Raw genomic sequence first — 3052 nt, 5'->3', positions numbered from 1 at the left:
CGGCGATTTCGCATTTCCAGAACATGTCACCGCTGGATGCCTCCTATGCCGAAGCGGTGATGGCGGGTATTGTGAACACGCAACCAGCGTCGCGCGCACGGCTTGAAGCTTTTGCCAACAAAACCGCCGCCCGCGTGCGGCCGGACTGAAGGCGCCTGGCGCCGGGTTGAAAACTCAGGGAGAGTGACCATGACATTTAATGCGCTACTGGTTGAAAAAGACGACGCAGGTGAGGTGCGCGCTTCGGTGCAGCAACTGACCACGGATCAGCTGCCGGCGGGGGAGGTGACCGTCGCGGTGGAATATTCGACGCTGAATTACAAAGACGGGCTGTGTCTGGGCGCCGGCGGCGGGCTGGTGCGCAATTACCCCCATATTCCGGGTATTGATTTTGCCGGCACTGTCGAGAGCTCGGACGACGCGCGTTATCAGCCCGGCGATAAGGTGGTGCTGACCGGCTGGCGTGTCGGCGAAGCGCATTGGGGCGGTTACGCACAAATAGCGCGGGTCAAGGCCGACTGGCTGGTGCCGCTGCCGGCAGATCTGACCACCCGCCAGGCGATGGCGGTGGGCACCGCCGGTTTTACCGCAATGCTGGCGGTGATGGCGCTGGAGGACCACGGGTTGAAACCTGGCCAGGGGCCGGTTCTGGTCACCGGGGCTGCGGGTGGTGTCGGTTCCGTCGCCACCGCCATTCTGGCCAATTTGGGATATGAGGTCACCGGAGTGACCGGGCGTCCGGAAAGCGCCGAGTATCTGCGCGGGCTGGGTGCGACCGCGATCCTGCCGCGCGATGAGATCAATGAGACGGTCAGACGCCCGCTGGAGGCAGAGGCCTGGGCGGGCTGTGTTGATGCGGTTGGCGGCGCGATGCTGGCGCGTCTGCTGGGGCAGATGTCTTATGGGGCCTCCGTCGCGGCGGTGGGGCTGGCCGGCGGTGCAGGCCTGCCCGCAACGGTTATTCCGTTCCTGCTGCGCGGGGTGAACCTGCTGGGCATCGACAGTGTGATGCAGCCCTATGACAATCGTCTGCGGGCCTGGAAGCGGGTCGCCTCTGATCTGCCGTTCGACAAGCTGGAAGACATGATCCGCCCGGCCGTGCTCAGCGATCTGCCGCAGCTGGGCGCCGATATTCTGCGCGGTCAGGTGCAGGGGCGCGTGGTGGTTGACGTCAACGCCTGAGCGCCACGAGAGGGCAAATGCGCGCCTGTCAAAATCAACGGCAAGCGCACCTGACAGAGCGCCATTTGTCGGGGTGCAAATGAACGCTGCCAGGTGAGCATGAAGCGCGTCTGGTGGAGTGCGCCTCGCAGGGCGCGGCTGGCAAATCGCATCAGTCCACTGAGGGATGCAAATGCGGCGTGCCCGAGAAGATCGTTCAGGCGCGCATCAGGCGCGCGCGGAACTGACGAGGCGCGGTTTGTGGGCCACGGCTGGCCAAACGCAGTGGTCCGCAGACAGATGTACATGCGGCGCGCCTGGGCGGATCACGCAGGCGCACGCTGCACTGGAGGGGGTCGCGGGACTGAACCGGATGCCGGTGATCCGCAGGCCTTTGAGGCCTGACTGGCGCGCGACTGCCGCAGCCGCGTGTTCAGTATAGCTGGTAAGTTCTGGCAGGCCGGGCAGGGCCAGACGTGCGGCGCGGCCACCAGTTGGCGGGCCCTTGTCGGGCGTGTCTTTACCGGTGCTGCCGATGGCGCTACTCTGTGCCGATGCGCCATTTTATTCTCTTTGCGACTGCCCTGTTCACCACGCCGGTTTTTGCCCAGCAAGCGCAGGAAGTCGCGCTTGCCAAATCGGTGCTGAATACGCTGCAACCGGCGTCGATCAGGCAAAACCGCGAATATTGCGGCTATATTGGCGTTGACGCGACGGGGGCGCTGGTTGCGACCCGCGCCCGCAGAGGTAACACAGACAGCTGCCTTGCCGATGAGCCGCCCCAGGATCTGAATATCATCGCGTCCTATCACACCCACGCGGGTTTTGAGCCGGATTTTGACAGTGAAGTGCCATCGCTTGATGACATGCTTGCGGACCGCGATGAGGGTATTGACGGCTATGTTGCGACGCCGGGCGGGCGCCTGTGGTTTGTTGATACACTGAAAATGCAGGCCCGGGAGCTTTGCGCGCTTGACTGCCTCACATCTGATCCTGATTTCAGCCCCGGGGTCTTCGGCAAAGTCCGCAGCTCTTATACCGAAAAACAATTGAGCCGCCGCGAAGAAATGGAGCCGTCCTGACGGGCTCAACCCGAGCCGGACGCGCGTTGTGAAAAGCCGGAGGTGCCACTTTACTCCCGCGCTGAACCTCTGCGGCCGCATCCGGGATTTACGGCTGAAAACGCGCCTCCTTTGCAGGGAACGGGGCTGAAACCAGCTTCCATTCACCGGCGTCGCGTTAACCTTTCGTTAATGAGTTTGGGTAATTAGCTGCTTTACCAGGTGGTTTCAGCTCGAAAAAGGTAAAAATACCACATGTGTTGAAATTTTGGCGTACCGGCTCCGCTATGACGCGACAATCACCCTAGCAAGGGAGCCATTTCAAATATATGATTAACGAAAATATAAAACGGCATCATCAGAATGCTGCATTTCAGAGGTAGAGCGTATTATGTTGACGATAGATTATATCGTCCGCGATGAAGCGGGTGTGACTTCCGAAGGGGCTTCAACCGAAATCGGTTCGGAGACCTCTGTTTATGTGGCAGGCAGCAAAGACGTATCGCTGAATATTTCCGCGGGCGACGTGCTGGCCTATGTGCGTGTCGGCAGCGATTTGCAACTGGTGATGGCCGATGGCAGCACCGTGTCGCTGGACGGGTTTTATGACAGCGCCGTTCCCTACAAAAGATTGTTCCTCAGTGAAGACGGCGAGCTGAGTGTCGTGGTATTGCCAGAGACCGCAGTGGACGGGGCCCTGGCGGCGGAATACGCCTATGTCGATACCACCGGCAAATGGTCTGCTTATGACTCGCTGGTCTTCCTCGATATCGAACAGGTTGAACCGGTGGTGGCGCCGATCATCGCAGGCGCCGGGCTGTCTGGCGGCG

At 61.1% G+C, this 3052-nt stretch carries 2 protein-coding genes and 2 pseudogenes; all 4 read left to right on the top strand.

The window, feature by feature from the left end:
- Positions 1 to 149: pseudogene (locus tag DWA01_RS13855) on the top strand (enoyl-CoA hydratase); the annotation flags it as partial.
- A 40-nt stretch (positions 150 to 189) separates the two neighbouring features.
- Positions 190 to 1182: an acryloyl-CoA reductase gene (gene acuI / locus DWA01_RS13850; protein WP_114286410.1), complete on the top strand. Its 993-nt coding sequence runs from the start codon at positions 190 to 192 to the stop codon at positions 1180 to 1182.
- 533 nt (positions 1183 to 1715) lie between these two features.
- Positions 1716 to 2243, top strand: coding sequence for a DUF4329 domain-containing protein (locus tag DWA01_RS13845; RefSeq protein ID WP_114286409.1), 528 nt, complete (start codon positions 1716 to 1718; stop codon positions 2241 to 2243).
- Positions 2244 to 2613: 370 nt separating this feature from the next.
- Positions 2614 to 3052: pseudogene (locus tag DWA01_RS13840) on the top strand (Ig-like domain-containing protein); the annotation flags it as partial.

Origin of the sequence: Candidatus Halocynthiibacter alkanivorans (assembly GCF_003333265.1) — a bacterium.
Classification (GTDB): Bacteria; Pseudomonadota; Alphaproteobacteria; order Rhodobacterales; family Rhodobacteraceae; genus Halocyntiibacter_A; species Halocyntiibacter_A alkanivorans.
The sequence above is the reverse complement of the archived record's forward strand: the minus strand, read 5'-3'. Positions and strand labels throughout refer to the sequence as shown.

Excerpts from the sequence above, each read along its gene's own strand:
- acuI (WP_114286410.1), top strand. The coding sequence starts at position 190 with ATGACATTTAATGCGCTACTGGTTGAAAAAGACGACGCAGGTGAGGTG.
- DWA01_RS13845 (WP_114286409.1), top strand. The coding sequence starts at position 1,716 with ATGCGCCATTTTATTCTCTTTGCGACTGCCCTGTTCACCACGCCGGTT.